General features: G+C 40.2%; 24 protein-coding genes. 14 read left to right on the forward strand and 10 right to left on the reverse strand.

Annotated features, from left to right (window positions below):
* Positions 1-288: 288 nt before the first annotated feature.
* The 3 genes from POV27_RS06810 to POV27_RS06820 all read right to left on the reverse strand — a co-directional run bounded on the left by POV27_RS06810 (position 289) and on the right by POV27_RS06820 (position 2,934).
* A complete protein-coding gene (locus tag POV27_RS06810) occupies positions 289-2,040 on the reverse strand; it encodes a hypothetical protein (protein ID WP_272861994.1) in 1,752 nt (583 codons plus the stop codon).
* A 12-nt stretch (positions 2,041-2,052) separates the two neighbouring features.
* Complete coding sequence (locus POV27_RS06815; RefSeq protein ID WP_272861995.1) at positions 2,053-2,472, reverse strand: hypothetical protein; 420 nt, start codon at positions 2,470-2,472, stop codon at positions 2,053-2,055.
* 93 nt (positions 2,473-2,565) lie between these two features.
* Positions 2,566-2,934 (reverse strand): hypothetical protein, encoded by a 369-nt coding sequence (locus POV27_RS06820; RefSeq protein WP_272861996.1) that lies wholly within the window; start codon positions 2,932-2,934, stop codon positions 2,566-2,568.
* Positions 2,935-3,178: 244 nt separating this feature from the next.
* Here POV27_RS06820 and POV27_RS06825 point away from each other — a divergent pair, with 244 nt between their 5' ends.
* The 4 genes from POV27_RS06825 to POV27_RS06840 all read left to right on the forward strand — a co-directional run bounded on the left by POV27_RS06825 (position 3,179) and on the right by POV27_RS06840 (position 5,957).
* Complete coding sequence (locus POV27_RS06825) at positions 3,179-3,892, forward strand: hypothetical protein (protein ID WP_272861997.1); 714 nt, start codon at positions 3,179-3,181, stop codon at positions 3,890-3,892.
* A 20-nt stretch (positions 3,893-3,912) separates the two neighbouring features.
* Positions 3,913-4,557, forward strand: coding sequence for a hypothetical protein (locus tag POV27_RS06830; RefSeq protein WP_272861998.1), 645 nt, complete (start codon positions 3,913-3,915; stop codon positions 4,555-4,557).
* Between the two features lie 113 nt (positions 4,558-4,670).
* A complete protein-coding gene (locus POV27_RS06835; protein ID WP_272861999.1) occupies positions 4,671-5,315 on the forward strand; it encodes a sensor histidine kinase in 645 nt (214 codons plus the stop codon).
* Entirely contained in the window at positions 5,316-5,957 is a 642-nt protein-coding gene (locus POV27_RS06840) for a response regulator transcription factor (protein ID WP_272862000.1), read from the forward strand. It begins immediately after the preceding gene.
* A gap of 137 nt (positions 5,958-6,094) precedes the next feature.
* Here the strand turns inward: POV27_RS06840 and POV27_RS06845 are convergent, their stop codons facing one another.
* Positions 6,095-6,367 (reverse strand): heavy-metal-associated domain-containing protein, encoded by a 273-nt coding sequence (locus tag POV27_RS06845; protein WP_272862001.1) that lies wholly within the window; start codon positions 6,365-6,367, stop codon positions 6,095-6,097.
* 144 nt (positions 6,368-6,511) lie between these two features.
* Between POV27_RS06845 and POV27_RS06850 the strand changes: the two genes are divergently transcribed.
* The 3 genes from POV27_RS06850 (at position 6,512) to POV27_RS06860 (ending at position 8,321) form a co-directional block, all read left to right on the forward strand.
* Positions 6,512-7,102, forward strand: coding sequence for a CDP-alcohol phosphatidyltransferase family protein (locus tag POV27_RS06850; protein WP_272862002.1), 591 nt, complete (start codon positions 6,512-6,514; stop codon positions 7,100-7,102).
* 63 nt (positions 7,103-7,165) lie between these two features.
* The gene (locus tag POV27_RS06855) at positions 7,166-7,468 is read left to right on the forward strand and encodes an HPF/RaiA family ribosome-associated protein (RefSeq protein WP_272862003.1); all 303 of its coding nucleotides are present in this window, start codon (positions 7,166-7,168) and stop codon (positions 7,466-7,468) included.
* A gap of 19 nt (positions 7,469-7,487) precedes the next feature.
* Positions 7,488-8,321, forward strand: coding sequence for a universal stress protein (locus POV27_RS06860; RefSeq protein WP_272862004.1), 834 nt, complete (start codon positions 7,488-7,490; stop codon positions 8,319-8,321).
* Positions 8,322-8,381: 60 nt separating this feature from the next.
* Here the strand turns inward: POV27_RS06860 and deoD are convergent, their stop codons facing one another.
* The 6 genes from deoD to POV27_RS06890 all read right to left on the reverse strand — a co-directional run bounded on the left by deoD (position 8,382) and on the right by POV27_RS06890 (position 12,079).
* The gene (deoD, locus tag POV27_RS06865) at positions 8,382-9,083 is read right to left on the reverse strand and encodes a purine-nucleoside phosphorylase (protein ID WP_272862005.1); all 702 of its coding nucleotides are present in this window, start codon (positions 9,081-9,083) and stop codon (positions 8,382-8,384) included.
* The gene (gene deoC, locus POV27_RS06870) at positions 9,080-9,742 is read right to left on the reverse strand and encodes a deoxyribose-phosphate aldolase (RefSeq protein WP_272862006.1); all 663 of its coding nucleotides are present in this window, start codon (positions 9,740-9,742) and stop codon (positions 9,080-9,082) included. The genes deoD and deoC overlap by 4 nt, the downstream gene beginning before the upstream one ends.
* Positions 9,739-10,041, reverse strand: a complete 303-nt coding sequence (trxA, locus tag POV27_RS06875) for a thioredoxin (protein WP_272862007.1) — start codon at positions 10,039-10,041, stop codon at positions 9,739-9,741. The genes deoC and trxA overlap by 4 nt, the downstream gene beginning before the upstream one ends.
* Entirely contained in the window at positions 10,031-10,624 is a 594-nt protein-coding gene (locus tag POV27_RS06880; protein ID WP_272862008.1) for a DUF998 domain-containing protein, read from the reverse strand. Before POV27_RS06880 ends, trxA begins: the two co-directional genes overlap by 11 nt.
* Before the next feature lie 10 nt (positions 10,625-10,634).
* A complete protein-coding gene (locus POV27_RS06885) occupies positions 10,635-11,516 on the reverse strand; it encodes a DUF3298 domain-containing protein (protein ID WP_272862009.1) in 882 nt (293 codons plus the stop codon).
* Positions 11,517-11,674: 158 nt separating this feature from the next.
* Complete coding sequence (locus tag POV27_RS06890; protein WP_272862010.1) at positions 11,675-12,079, reverse strand: hypothetical protein; 405 nt, start codon at positions 12,077-12,079, stop codon at positions 11,675-11,677.
* Here POV27_RS06890 and POV27_RS06895 point away from each other — a divergent pair.
* From POV27_RS06895 to POV27_RS06925, 7 genes are all read left to right on the forward strand, one after another.
* Positions 12,078-13,319 (forward strand): PAS domain-containing sensor histidine kinase, encoded by a 1,242-nt coding sequence (locus tag POV27_RS06895; protein WP_336375831.1) that lies wholly within the window; start codon positions 12,078-12,080, stop codon positions 13,317-13,319. The genes POV27_RS06890 and POV27_RS06895 overlap by 2 nt on opposite strands.
* A 10-nt stretch (positions 13,320-13,329) precedes the next feature.
* Positions 13,330-14,385, forward strand: a complete 1,056-nt coding sequence (locus tag POV27_RS06900; protein ID WP_272862011.1) for a response regulator — start codon at positions 13,330-13,332, stop codon at positions 14,383-14,385.
* A gap of 62 nt (positions 14,386-14,447) precedes the next feature.
* Entirely contained in the window at positions 14,448-15,278 is an 831-nt protein-coding gene (locus POV27_RS06905) for a universal stress protein (RefSeq protein ID WP_272862012.1), read from the forward strand.
* Positions 15,279-15,369: 91 nt separating this feature from the next.
* Positions 15,370-16,215, forward strand: coding sequence for a universal stress protein (locus POV27_RS06910; RefSeq protein WP_272862013.1), 846 nt, complete (start codon positions 15,370-15,372; stop codon positions 16,213-16,215).
* 21 nt (positions 16,216-16,236) lie between these two features.
* Positions 16,237-17,094: a universal stress protein gene (locus tag POV27_RS06915; protein WP_272862014.1), complete on the forward strand. Its 858-nt coding sequence runs from the start codon at positions 16,237-16,239 to the stop codon at positions 17,092-17,094.
* A gap of 11 nt (positions 17,095-17,105) precedes the next feature.
* Complete coding sequence (locus tag POV27_RS06920; protein WP_272862015.1) at positions 17,106-17,954, forward strand: universal stress protein; 849 nt, start codon at positions 17,106-17,108, stop codon at positions 17,952-17,954.
* Positions 17,955-18,020: 66 nt separating this feature from the next.
* Positions 18,021-18,875, forward strand: coding sequence for a universal stress protein (locus tag POV27_RS06925; RefSeq protein WP_272862016.1), 855 nt, complete (start codon positions 18,021-18,023; stop codon positions 18,873-18,875).
* Positions 18,876-18,885: the final 10 nt, after the last annotated feature.

Here is an 18,885-nt window from a genome sequence, read left to right on the forward strand (position 1 = left end):
ATTGTACAACAAGAAGAAACCAATAATCTTGAAATTATGTTATAATGGTTTCACTTTTTGGGTTTTAAACAACAAGGGCATCATAAAAAACTCCCACCCAAGCGGGAGCTTCCATTCATTGGAAGTTACTTCTTAGGATACGGCATATTTGTTATCCTATGGATGATGAGATTATCGTAATAAAAACATAAGACCCCGATACCTAAATATCGAGGTCTGGATTTTGCCCAATTATGCATGTAACTTGTATTAAGTATAGGATGTACTTTATGCCTATTACAAATTGGGTTATAATATGGACACAAACTTTGCGGAGGAATCACAGGAAATTATAGGAGTGAGTTGCCGCATTAATTCCTCCTTTGTCAATTCCCTGTAACGATTAAATACACTTTCATCTCCTAGCAAGCTCCAAATAAGGTCCGAAGGTGTTAACTCTGGCTTTGAACTATACATCCAATCCAGTTCATTACGAAGGTCCCGGATGGCTTCAAGAGTCTTGATCGTATTTTCTTCATTTTCTATGTATCTTTTTATCATAGAAAACCACTGTCCAATCCCTACGGTGCTTGCATTGGCCCCCAGCGCTTTTAAATACTGCTGTGCTTCCAAAAGGTCGTCGTAGGAAATACCATCGGTATAAGAATCTGTAATACCCAAGAGCGTTGTTTTTTCGTCATAGGCAGAGAAGATGTTATCCCAATTGTTTCGTGGCCTTTTCAACCCATCATGCATTTCCTCATACATTCTGTCCATAATTAGGGAAACAGGGCCATATATTGGGATTAATAAATCCCCTAGCAATATTTCCTTATGAAGCTCTAATAGTTGATCGGTATCCCGAAACCATACGCTATACCCATCAAAACTGGATAAATACGTATTGGGCCAACCCGAGCTGTTTAGATCAAGGTCTACTACCCAGAAGCGATTGCAATCACTAAAGGCTTTGTTTTCGACATCTTCTGCCCAAGGGACATATGTGGGTGCAATTAGGTTGTCATAGGCGTATCCATCCAAACAGGAAGCTTCGGGTATATTAATGTAGTAATAGAAGCGGGTGCCATCCAAAATAGCATATGCGGTACTTGTCCCATCAACGCTCCAGTTGCTTCTATCGTTAATGATTGCCGAGTTGTCATAAAATGATGTGCTTCCCTGATAGCTAACCATGTGCGACACCATGGGCGTACAAATGTCATCCAGATATTCCCTTACATATCCCCGGGTCGACAGGGAGTTGTAGAAGTCTATTACTTCTTGATACACTTCATTTCTGTAACGTATATAGCGTAAGTCGCTATCCTGAATGTTCTGAATCCCATCTGGAGTCAAACTCTCTACCCAATTCGCAAACCGATTAAAGTTGCCGCCAAATTCGCTTTCGGTGAAGGCCGTTTTTAGAGTGATCATATTATGGTAATATTGACCTACTGTAGCAGCCAATTGAGAAGCTGTGATGTGTAGTGGTATTAGCTCACTTAAACGTCTAAACTGCCTTCTAGCATCGGCTTCAGTATCAATATAGAGACGAATCTTATTGCTTGTTTTCTCTATGCTTCTCCAACTATCGCCCAGCAAATTAATATTCTCGGTTTGCATTTTCTCCACTAATTCGAGATGCAGCCACTCATCAATGAATACCGCTGCGGTTTCAAATTCGGCGAATTCTTCTGCTTGAAATTGATCCAGTAACTCATCGTTTAAGTTGCGTAGTCGCTCGGAAATGTCCGAATGCGAACGTTGAACTTCATCAATGATTCTTTCTGTAGCGACTTCAAGTTCACTGTCACCTCCAAAGAGCAAATCGGAAATGATTGGAGAGTAACTTGCCAAGAGCGCTTTTCCTACATTCGTCAATATTTCTTTTGTTACTGTTTTCACTCCTGCTTCTATTCCCGTGCTTACGGCATCCTGCAACCAGTTTTCGCTCATGGAAGACTTAATGACATTATCGGGTTTCACATAGTCGGAAGAGGCTTTTTGAGAGCATAGAAATATAATAAGGAACAACAGTAAACTAAATGTTCTTATTTTCATTGTGATCTAATTTTAGTTTGGTTTTAAAGCTATTTCTGTACATTCACATGCAGATCTTTGCACATGTACTTTCTTGCCTGCTAATTTTGCGGACAACAGCATATTGCCCATCTTTTCGACCGCGGCCCTACAATTATTGTCATTGGGATCACATGGAGTAATAACGAACCATTGCCCTCTTCTTGCAGATGAACATCTGAATTCTGCCCCACTGTTTCCTTCATTGAACAATGTAAAATGGATTTCCCCATTCTTAAGAAAGCGAAGCGCATTAATATTCTTAGCTGGTAAATTCCAGGGCATTTCTTCATCAATGGTAGAGGTACTTAGTGTTTCTCCATCAATTCCTTTATTTGCTGGCTTTTTAAAGCTCAATAGGGCCAATGATAGGGTTATGGCAATGACTGAATAAATTAAAATATGATTTTTCATGATTTCTGTTTTTTAGGATTAAAAATGTTTATTGTTTAATGGTTTTGAGAATGAAGCCACTTAGAAATAACTCCAAGTGGCTTCCATTGGGGGTTAAAAACGCGAACTGATAATGTTCGAATCTGCCACTTTACCAGCAGGGGTAAAAGGTGTAAGGCTCACACGAGCGTACACTTCATCCTTTCTGTTGAAGAAAGTGTCGTCTTCGTCCAGTATCTTGTTCGGAACCTTTCTTGCGATCTTACGCGAAACGCATGGTTTCGATGCCTTTACACAATTATGTGATAAGGTGATGAGGCGGTCATCGGGTCCAAAATCCTCTCCCCATAAGGTCACTTTTTCAATGAACACACTTTCGGCCAAACGCTCGCAATGATTAAAGCAAATGTCATAGCTCACCATAACATCGCTCACGCTACTTCCTTTTTTAATGTCCAATTTCAGTTTTGAAATAGTTGCCATTTTAGAAAAATTTAAATGATACCTACTCTATTGCACAGTTTTCGGCTTCCCTGTGTTCGAACAGGATAAAATTCGTAAGTAATTGATTTGCAGTATTTAGCTGATTAACCTAGAATGAGATGTATGGTTAACGGTTTTTATAAGGGTGGTAAAACCCTACCGATTTGGGTTTCAACACCTTGCAACTATAGATGAGACGGTCGTTCCTTTGTTGAAAAGAAAATTAACTTTAAATTGTATCGTCATGAAAAACAACTATTTAATTGTATTACTTATCGTAATAGTAGTGGCCTTTGTATTGTATATTTGGAAGTATCCCCCACAGACAGACACCAAAAAAGGAGATGTGCAACCTGCTAAAGGCCAAGTTGATGCTGAGACCATTTGTATGGGGCAGCCCGAAATAAGTGCACCTACATTAAGATTGGATTTAATCAATAGGATGACAAAGGATTATATAGAGCATCAACTTAAAGCTATTCAGAATTCTGGAAGGATGAATGATTCGGATGTGGATGCGAGGACAATGTGGCTCGATTTGAAAACATTGAAACGATTTCTGTATTATATTGAATATCACGCCACGGTTCAAAATGACGTGCCCATTACTCGGTTGGGCATACGTTCTTATTATGCGAGTTATCCTATAGAAGATGATTGGGATGATTATGATCCGGATCTAATGGATGGTACTGACGATATTGTACCACGGGAATACGAAAAAAGACACAGCCTAATTTTTATTCCCACTATTGAAAGGGGAGGAAAGGTATATGATTTTGATCCCCGAAATATAGACACGTACGAGCATACACTAGATCAGGTTTATGATCATTTAGAAAGAAATAGTAAACCTATAATGGTATTATTTGGTGATAGAACAACCTCTCAAAATCATGGAAGTCTCTTTCCACCAGATCCACCTGGGGGAGAAGGAGTAACTTTTCCGCAGCTGTAACCATAAGATAGAACTGCAATATGTTAGAACCGCATCCTATTTTGGATAGTCTTCGACTGGGGTTGGAAATTTTGGCCGCCCTGGTCGGGCTTATCTATCTTCCCAAATTACGGAACAGCCATTGGAAGTGGTTTTCCGTCTACTTAGTTTTTATGGTGCTTCAAGAAGTTTTTTGGAGTGGCCGATTTACCTTTTTGGGATTGCATCGAAGCTATTATTTCGCATATTTCGGAATTCCTGTTCAATACCTTTTCTTCTATTGGTTATATGCGTTAAAATCATTGAAAAAAAGGAATCTTTTTTTTCTGTTCAGTCTCATCTATTTGGCGAATCTACCAATGGCGTTATTTTTTGAAGAAACCGACACTTTATATTCCATAAATATTAGTATTGGGACAACGCTATTGTTTATCCTTGTCATACTGGAGTTCCTACAACAAATAAGAAATGAAGACATCCTGCAATTTTGGAAGAACAAGATGTTTTATATTAATGTGGGAGTACTACCATTCTATGTGGGATCCTTTCCTTTCCAAACATTGTATGAATACTTTGAAGAAAACCTTCCTCAATTTCTGAATGGATATTATGTCTATTTTCTAATTGCTATGTGTTTCATGTATTTATCATTTACAGCATCTTTTATATGGGGGAAACAGAAATAACCATATCATTAATTCTTTTCTATGTTGTCATCTTTGTTTTTGTCATAGGTACTTTCGTATTTGCCCTTCAATATCGGGCTAGAAGGAAAATATATCTACAACAAATAAAAGACATGGACGAAGCGCATAAGCGGGAGCTATTGGAAACACAAATGGAAATACAATCGCAAACCATGAAGCATATTGGGCGTGAGATTCATGATAATATTGGACAGAAGCTCACATTAGCAAGTCTGTACGCCCAACAGTTGGTCCACGAAAAAAGGGCCCCTTCCATATCCAAGGAAGTTCATGAAATAGGGGAGATTATTAACCATTCCTTGGACGAACTAAGGCAATTATCTAAATCGTTGACAAGTGATACCGTAGAGAACAACTCACTAGTGGATCTATTGGAACAGGAGTGCGGTCGTGTCAACAATTTAAAGGAATGCAAAGTGAGTTTTGTAAATAATGCCGATGTGAAAGTAAACTCCTATCCCATAAAAAGTATATTATTTCGTATTGCGCAAGAGTTTCTGCAAAACAGTATTAAACATTCTAAATGCAAGCACATCTATGTATCCCTTTCAAAAAGTGCGGGAAAACTACTTTTGGAATTGCGAGATGATGGAAAAGGCTTCGATATTGAAAATCTAAAGACCAAAGGTATTGGCCTAAGGAATATAGAGCGCAGGACACAGTTATTGGGGGGGAGTCTTTATTTGAAAAGTTTAACCAATAAAGGGACCAAACTAAAGGTCGAAATTCCCGTATAAATGAAACATACCATTGCCATAGTAGATGATCATATTCTCATAGCCAACGCCCTAAGTGGGATTATTGCGAATTTTGAGCCATTTGAAGTGTTATATGTTTGCGAAAGTGGAATGGACCTGCAGAATAAGCTAAAAGGAAAGTCACCTCCAGATATTGTATTGTTAGATGTAAATATGCCTATTATGGATGGTTTCGAAACGGCCCTATGGTTAAAGGAAACCTATCCTACTATTTTAATTATGGCATTGAGCATGCAGGAAGATGAGCAAAGTCTTATAAAAATGATACGCAATGGCGCAAAAGGATATGTATTGAAAAACATTCACCCTAGGGAATTGGAAAAGGCATTGGGTCGATTAATAGAGAATGGGTATTTCTTCCCCGATTGGGCTACTAAAAAGGTATTTACGAGTATTGGTGAAAATACTATAGATATTAGCCCTAAATCTGGACTTACGGACAGGGAAATAGAATTTTTAAAGCATACTGCTTCCGAAATGACATATAAAGAAATATCTGAAAAGATGTTTTGCAGTCCAAGAACGGTAGAGAATTATCGAGACAGCCTCTTCGACAAGCTTAATATTAAAACCAGGGTGGGGTTGGCGGTATATGCTGTTAGAAATGGATATTCGGATTGAAGTTTTACGAAAAAGATAAGAGAGGATGATGTGTTTGTAAAGGGTATAGGTAATAATCTAGCCTTTCACATATAATCCCTGTAGCATAGCATCTATCGACTATCGACCATAGTCTATGAACCATCGACTAAAGTCTATCAACTAGCACCCATCTTCCCAATTGCGCAACTCACATACGACTTCGCCTGTTTGGTCCACGGGTTTTTATCACCTACCACAGGATATCCCAATTTGGAAAGGACTGCATGTATCTCGTTCAGTAGATCTTCGGAAAGGTATTTAAAGGTTACAGAAGCATTCTCAACATGTACCGACACATCGTCCACACCTTCAATTTTCCGTAAGGCATTCATAATGGTCTGTTCGCAACCCGTGCATTTTAGGTTCTGTATGTGTACTTCGGTTTTCATCCTTGATTTTTATAAGCACAAAGATATAGCACGAACCTGGGGAAAGGAATGACATTGGTCAGTCCCCATTAACATTGAGGAAAATCATTTTTCACTTCACTTACCAAACATAGATTTGTTTCAAGAAGCTTAGACCTCGAAATCATGACCATGCTTACCTTTAAGAACTTCAATATTGCCGACTGGTTTTCTTTTTATCGAATTCTCGCAGCACCCTTTCTCATTGCATTGATATTCTTGGATTACAAAACAGTATTCACTTGGTTGCTTTTAATAAGCTTTCTTACCGATGCCATTGATGGCTTTCTAGCCCGAAAGTTCAAAATTACCAGTGCTCGTGGATCCCAATTGGATTCCTTGGGCGATCAGATTACCCTAATTGTTGCTATTGTGGGCCTATTCCGTTTTGAAAGTACTTTTCTTTTGAAACATCTATTGTTGTTATTAATTGTCTTTATCCCATACATTCTTCAAATGATCATTGCTTTTTTCAAGTACGGAAAAGCGACCGCCTTCCATACCTACTTAGCAAAACTTTCGGCCATTGTACAGGCGACCTTTATCCTCTGGCTACTTTTCTTTGGGCCACAGTACGCACTCTTTTATATCATGCTGATAATTGGGGTTTTGGAAACCATAGAGGAGATCACCCTTATTTTCATGTATCCCCAATGGGTCGAGGGTGTAAAGGGAATCTATTGGGCGCTCAAAGACAAACGTCGCCTTCACAACTGACCAAAGTCATATTTTTTCTACAAGGGTGCACGTAGCTTTGAGTCATCATATAAACCAATTGTTATGACTATTTCGATTCAATACGTAAAGATGCCCCATAGTGAAACCATGACGGAATACACTATTGGGAAACTTCAAAAATTAGCTAAAAAATACGAGTGGCTTATTAAGGCTACTGTTCACTTTAAAAAGGATAAAGATCCCGCAGGGATCGATAAGATATGTGAGATCGAATTGAGCGCTCCTGGGCCAAGAATTTTTGCCACTTCCAAAGAGAAAAATTTTGAAATGGCTGTAAAAGAAACCCTTTCCGATCTCGAAAAACAACTTAAAAAACGCAAATCGACATTTGCCCCTTATTCCTAATTTAAAAAAAGACAACACCATGAAAAAAATCATTGTACCCGTAGATTTCTCCGAACATTCTGAATACGCTTTAGAAGTAGCTGCCCAATTGGCTAAAAAATACGATAGCCAATTAATCATGGTCCATATGATGGGCTTGGAGCCTTCTTTTCTAACCAAAGATGAATCTCAGGAGGTATTCGAAGCCATGTACTATATGAAACTTACCGAAAGACGGTTCGAGGATTTCTTGGAGAAGGATTATTTGCAAGATGTGAATGTGCAGACAATCGTTCAGAATTACAAAGAATTCAAGGAGCTCGATAGTGTGGCGAAGGAGCAAAATGCGGATTTAATCGTAATGGGCTCCCATGGAAGCAGCGGAATGCGTGAAATCTTTGTGGGTTCCAATACCGAAAAAGTGGTAAGAACCTCAAGTGTTCCTGTACTGGTTATTAAAAACCGAATCATGAACTTTAATTTGGACAGTATGGTCTTTGTTTGTGATTTTTCAAAAGATTACGTGCCTGCTTTCCAAAAAGCAAGGGATTTCGCAAAAACCTTTGGGGCCAAGTTCCAAATGCTATACGTAAACACTCCAGAAAGGTTTCACAGAACCAGTGTACTGGAAGAAAAAGCCTATGACTTTTTGCTTGCCGCCAATGATGAAGATAAAGAGCTCTACAATGGTATAAGCTATTACTGCGATAATACCATAGAAGATGGCATATTTACCTATAGCAATGCCTATGGTGCCGATGTGATCGCCGTACCCACACATGGGAGAAAAGGATTGATGCACTTCTTTGCAGGAAGTCTGGGTGAAGAATTAGTAAACCACGCCAAAACTCCTGTGGTTACATTCAAAATATAATTGCTGTCGTTGTAACTTGAAATGGGGAAAGATCTTCGGATGTTTCCCTTTTTCCTTTTTCTAGAGCAAGGTGTGAAGGGCAATTTCTATCATTTGGGAGAAGGTAGTTTCCCGCTCGTCTGCCGTAGTCTGGGCTTTGGTTACCAATGAATCGGAAATGGTAAGAATGGCTAGGGCTTTTACATTGTATTTGGCAGCAATGGTATACAATCCAGCAGCTTCCATTTCTACACACAACACCCCGAATTCTGCCCACTTTTTAAATGAATCTGGATCGTCTTCGTAAAATTCATCGCTGGAAAGCACATTTCCGGCCTTGATCGGAATTTCATTGTCCTTGGCGTAGGTCGCTGCCTTCATGAACAAATCGAAATTGGCTGTAGGGGAATAATCCGCATTGATAAAACGGGAATTATTAATGCCAGAAGTAGAAGACGCGGCCATGGCGATAACGATATCCCTAAGGCCAATATCGGGCTGATAAGAACCTGCACTTCCCACCCGAATCAAATTCTTCACCCCGTAGTCCTTGATGAGTTCATTGCAATAGATCAATGCGGAGGGAATACCCATTCCCGTGCCTTGTACTGAAATTCGTTTTCCTTTATACATACCTGTATAACCCAACATAGCCCGCACATCATTGTAACAAAAAGGATCTTCGAGAAAGGTTTCTGCGATCCATTTGGCACGCATGGGATCCCCAGGTAAGAGGACGGCATCTGCTATTTCGCCTGGTTTGGCTTCTAAATGGATACTCATAATGCTTTTTCTTTAGAGGAAAGAACGATCTGTACACCCGAAGAAGTCCCAAGACGATCTGCACCTGCCCTTATGAAGGCACACGCTTGTTCTTCGGTTTTAATGCCACCCGAAGCCTTTACTTGGGTAGTGTCGCCTGCACAGGCCTTTATAAGGAGAACGTCATTTATTTCGGCCCCATCGTCTCCAAAACCCGTTGAGGTTTTAATAAAATCTGCACCAGCTTTCTTTACGATTTCACAGGCCAATTTCTTTTCATGATTGCTCAAATAACAGGTTTCAATGATTACTTTAAGCACCCTTCGGCCAATCGCTTTTTTTACGGCAGTAATTTCTTCCCGTACCGATTTGGTTAGTTCGGAACGAAGCCAGCCTAAATTGATGACCATATCTATTTCATCGGCTCCATCCTTAACCGCTCTTTTGGCTTCGGTTACTTTCGCTTGGGTAGAAGAGGCTCCTAAGGGAAAACCGACCGTAGCCGCCACCTTAACGGGTGAATCCTTTAATTCCTTCGCTGCCAAATACACATAACTGCTGTTTACACAAACGGCGTAGAAATTGTATTTCTTGGCTTCATCGCACAAACGAACAATATCCTCTGGTTTGGCCAGTGGATTTAGAAATGTGTGGTCAATGTATTGATTCAGTTCTTTCATGCCGCTTTATCATTAATAATGGCAATTAATTCGTGTTTTTGCAAGACACCACTTTGTCTCCATACTTGCTTTCCATCTTTAAATAAGAGTAGGGTAGGCACTCCGCGGACTTGATATTTATCCGATAGTTGAGCGTTCTTGTCCACATCTATTTTTATGATCTTAATGCGATCGCCCAATTCGTCCTTTACCTCTTTTAAAATAGGAGCTAGGACCTTGCAGGGACCGCACCAAGTGGCAAAGAAATCTACCAACACAGGGATTTCGGAATCGATAATGGAATGGAAGTTACTTTTCACGTCTAATTGCTTTTGGTTTTTCGAATGTAAAAGTTACCAAAGAATACAATAACCACCCAAAGGCTAGGATAAAAAGTATACGCTGGAAAACGCCTTTGTATTCAGAGAATTGAAACATAAGTAGGGACAATCCCAATGCCAAGGCACACATAAAGATAGCGGTCGCTTTTTCCATACGCCGTTTTACGAATACCACGATGGTAGCACAGTACATGCAAAATACAATCCCGGTAAGGGAAGAAAATACCGAATGGGTGATATGCTCTGGCATAGAAAAGTCGATATCCACAATAGGTGCGTGCCGGTAAATGCCTGTGAAAAACAGACAAAGGGCAAAAAGATACAGTAGGTATAAGGGAAGCCAGAATCGGCGTAATTTCTTAGTGGCGAGCAGTATCACTACGAACGCCAGCATGAAGAAGACCATATTCATGACCCAACTGGCCGGGGTATTCTGAGCTCCCAATTCACTCAACGAATTTTGGATCATAGAGTATTCCGAAAATGAAAATTTAGGGAGCAAAAACATGATCACCAGCATGAAGAGGTAAGCCAAGGCATATAATGTACCTACGAATTTCATATAGTTGAAGTTAAAATACTAATGGATTTATATCGTACCGTCGTAAGACGGGTAGCAATTCTTCTAAAGGAATTCTCACAGAGTAGCTTCCCGTATACGAAGGACAGACCACACAATCGTCAAAGTAGTATTCTACGCAATAATCATCCAATACAAAATTGTCCTTGTATTCGAAGAAGTCATCTTCAGAAATGGTCCAACAATCGTAGTACATTTCCCCCTCGTTAATTTTGCTTGTAATGACATCGTTCAGTATTTTCCGCATTTCTTCTTCAGATCCTTCTATAAAGAAATCGTCATAATTCATAAATACGGATCGGTCAAGATCGAAATTCATGCAGTCGAAGGAATAGGTAGGGTGCAGCGTTCCCGAATAGAAGTTTTCTTTGTAAAAAAGAATACTCACCAATTGATCATTTACATTGTAAATTTTGTAATCGATCAATCGCTTTTCACGGAAGCGGTTCGTGCGAAGGGTATCGCAAAGGAGTTCTTTGTCTTCCAAAATGCCAGCTTCGGTACCGACGATATCCACATAATAATCGTTGATGTACTCATTGAAGTTTACATACGATGGTTTTAGGCTTTCATTTAAAAGGGGATAGTGGAAATCGATGGTAAAAAGATCCTGTTCGTTTACATAGACTTTCTCAATGATCAGTTCCTGTAACTCCTCTTTTTCATCCTCCAAGTTTATTAAGGATTGTTGTTTTAATTGAATAGATTCCTCTCGCGGTAAATCCAGCTCTTGGCGCACCATAGGTACGCTGTCGTTGGTAGGTTCTTCTACAATTTCGGTAGATCTTTCCAAGGTATCGGGAAAGGATTCTTCACGGTCGATTTTGCAACCAATGAACAGGATAAGTAGGGATAGTGTGACTAGGGTTTTCATGATGTGTGATTTTATTTTATAAAGGTACCTTGGGCGGTTTCCTTAAAAAATGACATCCATCAGTACAAATAGGAAAGGTGCGTTCATCATGAAACGCACCTTTTCCGAAGTTTGAAAACTACATCCAAACAAAAGTCACCCCTTAAGTAGGTTAGGGCTCACTTTTCCTTAAACAAAAGGGTAAGTTTTGTAAGTAAAATGAGTTCCGATTTATTCTTTCCAGCAAATGCTCCGGCAATAGCGTGAGCCGTTTTTATAATAAGTTGTTTTCTCTCTGGCGTAAATAGTTCTTTATAGTCCTTATAAAACTCACGGAAACTTTTAAAGCATTCGTTGGCATTCATTTGTTCGTAGTCGAACCAATCGAACACTACCTCTATTTGGAAAGCGGCATCCGCTCCAAAACTATCCTTATAGTAATCTAGAGACATCCATTCGTCCTTCACGATCTTGCGAAGGGCATCGTATTCCGATTTTCGCACTACTTTATCCGCTGCAGCTACTGCGTAGAATAGTTGTCCGATTTCCTGATAAAACGATAATTGAAGTTCTTCCGTAGTCATGATTCTTTCATTTTTCGGAGGCAAGGTACTTACCGTAACAAATGAATACTATGACATTTATCAGCTTCCGAAATCTATAGGGAATACGTACTTTTGGGTAATGGAATTTTTCAAGGATAAGTTTTCTGAAGTTTTTGAAACCATTTTCGAATCGGTTTCCGAAGGAATCATAGTGGTGAACACCAACCAAAAGATTGCGACGGTAAATGGGGCCGCTGCCGAAATGTTTGGATATGAGCATAATGAGTTGGTGGGCCTACCTTTGGATACACTTATTCCGAAAGATTATAGAAAACAGCACAAAGGACATGTCTCCAAATTTATGGAGCATAGTGATAAACGAAAAATGGGCAAGGGACGAGACCTATACGGTGCTCGTAAAGACGGAACCAGTTTTCCGGTTGAAGCAGGACTTAACCCTTTCATGGTAGAAGGCAGGAGATATGTCATGGCCATTGTTACTGATATAACGGATCGTAAAAACTATACGGAGAATCTGGAACGTACCGTTAGGGAACGTACCAGTCAGTTGACCGAAGCCTTGGAAAAGGAAAAGGACCTGAATGAACTGAAAACAAAATTCCTTTCCCTGGTTTCCCATGAATTCAAAACCCCGTTAAGCGGAATTCTAACATCGGCCACCCTAATCGGGAAGTACACCGAGACCGTGCAACAGCAGAAACGAGAAAAGCACTTACGGACCATTCAGAATAAGGTAAAGTATCTTAACAATATCATCAATGACTTCCTTTCCATAGAGCGATTGGAAAGTGGAAAGGTGAATTACAAATTCAGTAGTTTTCCATTGAGTAAGGTGATCAATGAAGTGATTTACGATGCCAACACCCATCTAAAGGAAGGACAGAAGATCCTATATCCCGAACAGATTGATGCTATCGAAATAGATTTTGACGAGAAGATCTTGGTTTTGGTATTGACCAACTTGGTAAATAATGCCGTTAAGTACTCACCCGAACATACCGAAGTAGCAGTAAAGGTAATTCCTAGGGATAAGGAATTGGATATTGCTGTGATAGATCAAGGTATTGGGATTCCGAATGAAGAACAGAAGTTCATTTTTAACCGTTATTTCCGCGCTGCTAATGTGTTGACCAACCAAGGAACGGGTATAGGCCTCAATATCGTAAAGAGTCACTTGCAGAATCTAGGAGGGAGTATTACCTTTAGCAGTGAAGAAGGTAAAGGAAGTATTTTTACCATCACCATTCCAACCCCCTAAGCAAGCCTAAATGAAGAAAGTCCTAATCATTGAAGATGATACTGCCCTTCGCGAAAATACCGCAGAGCTTTTAGAGATTTCCGGTTATTCGGTGGTTACCGCACCCAACGGAAGAGTGGGTATAGAAAAAGCCAAAACAGAATCCCCCGATATAGTAGTTTGCGATATCATGATGCCCGAAGTGGACGGCTACCAAGTATTGGAATCCCTTTCCGGCAGTGCCGATACGATGTATACTCCTTTTGTTTTTCTTTCTGCCAAAACGGAGCATAAAGAAATTAGAAAGGGAATGGATTTGGGCGCAGACGATTACCTCACCAAACCTTTTGAAGAGGAAGAATTACTAAGTGCTTTAGAAAGCCGATTGGCCAAAGCCGAAATCCTTGCCAAACATCGGGCGGAAGGTCAACAAATACAACCAACGCATAGTGAAGATGCACTCCGAAACTTAAATGAACTAAAGAACTTCTTTGACGATAACGGAACCATTTCCGAATATAAAAGAGGAGAGGATATTTATAAAGAAGGGGAGCATTCCAATTATGTATACCTCATTTTAAAGGGGGTCGTAAAGACCCATAGAATGGACGAAAGTGGAAAGGAGCTCATTACCGCACTGCATGAGGCCGATGATTTCCTTGGGTTTACTTCTTTCGTGGATAATGTTCCTTATCAAGAATCGGCTAGTGCGTTAGAGGATGTGGAACTGGCGGGGATGTCCAAGATGGAGATCAAGGATATTTTAGCACAGAGCAATTCTGTTTCTTTAGAACTTATAAACCTTTTGACAAATAATCTTTCGGAAATCAAAGAGCAGCTCTTGCAGATGGCCTACAGTTCTGTAAGGAGAAAAACGGCCCAAACCATCATTCAATTTGCGGAGGTATTGCACAAAAAGCCCACAGAAAATATCAAAATATCCCGTCATGACCTTGCCAGTGTTGCTGGGATAGCAACCGAAAGTTTGATAAGAACCCTTTCCAGTTTCAAGAAAGAGGGCCTTATTGAAATTGAAGGACGAAATATCCGAATCATAGAACTAGAAGAACTGCGCCGTATCGGTTAACTGATATTTGTCATATTTTCAAGGCACGCTTCAAAATACATTTGTTTCTATAAAACATAGAAATGATTAATGTATTAGTTCCTACCGATTTTTCTGAGAACGCATGGAATGCTATTCGCTATGGCATTCAGTTTTTTGCGGAAGAACCGGCTAACTTTTATTTACTGCATATAGATTTGTTCAATAGGGAACACAAGGATACCGTAGCCAACGGTATTTTTTTAGCACCTACCAGTGCTATTACCAGCGGTGACCGGTTGGCCAGTACTTTGGAAAGGATACATGAAACATTTCCCAAAACACGACATCATTTCCATACCCTTCTTAGGCATTCGTTTTTTATTGAAGGAATAAAACAAGAAGTGACTGATAAGGGCATCGACTTTATCCTTATGGGGACTAAAGGGGCCAGTGGATTAAAAGAAGTAACCGTGGGGAGCCGAACCGGGGAGGTCATTGCCCGAGTGAAATGTCCCATACTCATTGTTCCCGAACGTGCAGAGTTTGCTGGTCTTAAGGATATAGCGCTTCCCACAGATTTTCATAGTTATTATAAAAACAAGATACTGTTAACCCTAGCAGAAATCTTGGAACAACACCAACCTACCTTGCATATCCTTCATCTCACCGATGAAGAAAAAGCACTGAGTGACGAACAATTGGAGCACATGAATTTCTTGATGGATTTTTTGGAAGGCAGACCCCATCAATTCCACTTTCGGCCCAACGGACCCATAGAGGATGGATTGGCCAATTTCGTTGAGGATAGCAACGTGCAATTAATTGCCATGGTGGCTAAAAACATCAATTTTTTCCAACGCCTTTTATTTCGATCTTCGGCCGAAAAAATAAGCTATCACACCAAGATTCCATTTTTGGTGTTGCACGAATAGTCCCTTTATTTCAACTCATTCCACCTGAGGAATATCATTTTTTATCAGCTTTACCACTCATACTTTTGGAGTATAACCTAAACATCGAAAAATGATACGGGTACTTATTCCAACCGACTTTTCAGAAAATGCCTTTAACGCCATTCGGTATGCCATGGAGCTGCTTAAATATCAAAAAAGTGAGTTTCTAGTGGTGCATTGTTTTGCCGATGAGGTGTATGCCAATACGATGGAGATGTCTAGGGAATTTTTCGACCTCTACAAGGAGAAAACCAAGGAAGCCATAGATCGATCCCTTCAGAAAGTCATCGCAGAAATGTTGGAGATTTCACCCAATCCAAGACATGAATACAACTACAAAGCAGTATTTGCCTCTTTGGTAGATACCTGTAATGATATGGCCAATAAGGAAGATTTGGATTTGATTATTATGGGGACCAAAGGAAAGACGGATAATAGGGACATAACGTTTGGAAGTCAGGCGCTGCAGGTAGCCAAATATGTGAAATGTCCTGTATTAATGGTGCCGGTGGCCTATCATAAAAACCCTCCCCAAAATGTGCTGTTCCCAACCGATTATATAGTGCCCTATAAGCGTAGGGAGTTAAAATTACTGAACACACTTACGGCCAATTTCGCAGCTCAGGTACAGTTCCTTTACCTGTCTAGATCCAAAGTGCTATCGCATCGTCAGGAGGACAATAAACGCTTTTTAGATTGTTGCCTGGAGCCCAACAAGGTGTCCCATGCCTATATGGTAGGGACAAATCTTACGGAAACGATTAACCGCACTATAGAGGATGATACCATTAATCTTCTGGTCATGGTGAATTCACGACATTCCTATATGGAAAGTCTTTTACAAGATTCAACCATAGATGCTATGGGACTTAATGTGAAAATACCCTTCCTCATCTTGCAAAACTTACCCAGATAACCTCAAAAAAATCAGAAAATCATGAAAAGAGTCATTTTACCCACCGATTTCTCCGAGAATGCCTACAACGCCATTCGTTATGCTGTTCAGCTCTTTAAGGGATCTCCCTGCACCTTTTACCTACTCAATACCTATACGCCTGCCTCTTATTATGTAGGGGTGAATATGATCAACAGCTATTCGGCCTTGGAATTGGAAAAAATGGCGTCGGCCAATTCACGACAGGGGTTGGATGAAGTTGAGGAACGAATAAAAAGTGAGTTTGTGGATCCCGAACATATCTATGTGAAACTTTCGGCTTTCAATATGTTAGCTGCTGAGATCAATGAACTTGTTGCAAATCATAATATCGATTTGGTGGTTATGGGAACCACTGGAGCCACTGGGGCCAAAGAAGTGTTTTTAGGGACTCAGACCATGCATACCATAAAGCGGGTGGAGTGTCCTGTAATCGCTGTACCTGCGAGTTTTCATTATGAAGTGCCTAAGGAGATCTTGTTTGCTACCGATTTCAAGTTCGATCGGGAAAACCGATTTCTTTCGTTGCTGAAGGACATTTCAGAGATGCATGTGTCTAGAACCAATATTCTTAATGCCTACCACGGAACACCTTTGGATAACAGTCAGGAGGATAAGAAAAGCTTTCTAGACGCGTACTTCAGGAATGTGGCTCATGTTTTCCATACTGCCGAGGGGGTAGATGTTGTTGAAGCTGTAGAAGAGTTTCAGGTAAAGCATAAGATCAATTTTCTGGTCATGGTTCATAACAAGCATTCCTTCTTCGAAAACTTGCTGTTCAAACCCGTTATCAATGAGCTTGTGTACCATACCAAAGTTCCGTTCATGGTAATTCCTTCCGAAGAGCGGATTCATTCATAAACTTTTCAGCCATGAAAAATATATTGATACCCACCGATTTTTCAAATAATGCGTACAATGCATTGTTATACGCCACACAGTTATTTGGTAAGGAGCCCTGTAAGTTCTACCTACTTCATTCTTTCGAGAGTGAGGTGTCCCGCCTAACTAGTAGGGTAGACATTGGAAAGTCCGAAGAAGTGATCGACGAACTTTTTGCCAGTGCAGAAACGAAGTTGACAGAGTTAAAGCATTCCATTACGATGGATGCCGAAGGAAAAGGACATGAATTCGAAACGATTGCTTCCTCCAAAAGACTTCCAAAGGAGGTGAACTATCTGATAAAGGGAATGGACATCGACTTTGTCATTATGGGAACCAAAGGACAAACCGGAGCGAAAGAGGTGCTCTTGGGTAGCAACACAGTGCGTATTATTAAAAAAATAAAAGGCGCTCCGCTTATGGTCATTCCGGAACACATGGATTACAGACCGTTAAAGCACATTGCTTTTGCTACGGGTTTTAAGTTCCCATATACCGAGAAAGAACTTGCTCCTTTATTGCAATTGGTTGCTCTGGACGAAGGAGCATTGCAGATTCTTCATGTTATGATGGAGGACAAACTGGAACTGGATCAAAAGGAACATTTGTCCAAGCTTCGCCATCAGTTGGACTCGGTTACACATGATGTGTATTGGTTACGGCGGGGTTTCAGTAAAACGGAAGTGATTACAGACCATGTTTACGATAATAATATAGACGTATTGGTTATGATCTACTACAAACACGGATTCCTGAAGAGTCTTTTCCGGGAATCCATTGTGAAAAAAGTAGGACTACACCCTAGCATTCCCTTTTTTATGATTCCTGCTTCCAAGTGACCAATATCATGGTTTTTAATGAAGAAGGAAGATACATTTACCCTGTGAACGATAAACGAATTTGCCATGAAAAAAAAGATATTAATCCCGACAGATTTCTCAAGGAATGCTTGGGGCGCTATTTGCTATGCGTTGGAACTTTTCAAAAATGAGGAGTGTGACATTTATATTCTCAATTGTTACGATCTAGACCAATACACGGCAGAAGAATTGGCTTCCTCTCCATTCTCAAAAAGTAAACATCGACAGGCTCTTCTAGAAAAATCGGAAAATGAGTTGAAGAAAATCTCTCAACGCATTTCGTTCCGGGACGAATCGCCAGAACACGTGTACTACTATCTTTCCAGTGAAAAAAACTTGATTCCGGCCATGAAAGATGTGATTGAGAGGAAGGATATCGATTTGGTGGTCATGGGTACCAAAGGGAAAACAGATAGCCTCAATGTTGCTTTTGGAAGCAATGCCGTTATGGCGATGGAGAAAATCCGGAATTGTCCTGTAATGGCTATTCCCCCAGGGATTCTGTTTTCAGAACCGAATGAAATTGTGTTCCCAACAAGCTTCCGTACCCATTTTAAAAGAAGGGAGTTGCAATACCTAATTGAAATTGCTCGCATTACCAATGCACCTATTCGTGTATTACATGTACGTCAGGAATTAGAATTGGACGAGGAACAGAAAAACTATAAGGCCCTGTTAGAAGAGTATTTCGAAGGCTTGGAGTACTCCTTCCACACTCTGGAAAATACAAGCATTCATGTAGCCTTACGTCTTTTTGTACAGAGTAGAGAAAGCGAAATGATTGCCTTTATAAATAAGAAGCACACATTTTTCAATACGGTATTCAACCAGCCCATGGTGAAAAAGATCGGTGTCGATTCCGAAATCCCCATATTGGCCATGCACGACTTACGAAACTAAAATACCACGA

It is taken from the genome of Aureisphaera galaxeae, from assembly GCF_028561275.1.
GTDB lineage: Bacteria > Bacteroidota > Bacteroidia > Flavobacteriales > Flavobacteriaceae > Aureisphaera > Aureisphaera galaxeae.